The 245-nt window shown below is 69.8% G+C and carries 1 protein-coding gene; it reads right to left on the bottom strand.

The genetic code is table 11. From position 1 onward, the window contains the following. The coding region (locus CCN29_RS36645) for a hypothetical protein (protein ID WP_442538669.1) at window positions 1-245 on the bottom strand (245 nt) is incomplete at both ends.

Raw genomic sequence — 245 nt, 5'->3', positions numbered from 1 at the left:
CGATGCCGGTGATGTCGACGTTCCGCAGCAGGGACCCGGTGTAGGAGTCGAAGACGCTCGCCGGGAAGTGCAGGTCGCCGATCTCACCGGGGAAGGCACGCCGGTACTCCTGCCGCGCGAACACGCGGTCCAGCTTGCGCTGCCTGCCCTGCGACAGGTCGCCGCCCTGCCCGTCGAAGAACATGATGTCGACGGAGTCGGGCACGCCCGGCGTGGTGCGGATCATGATGCCGCCGGCGCTGCCC

Origin of the sequence: Streptomyces pseudogriseolus (genome assembly GCA_002154585.1) — a bacterium.
Lineage (GTDB): Bacteria > Actinomycetota > Actinomycetes > Streptomycetales > Streptomycetaceae > Streptomyces > Streptomyces pseudogriseolus.
The sequence above is the reverse complement of the archived record's forward strand: the minus strand, read 5'-3'. Positions and strand labels throughout refer to the sequence as shown.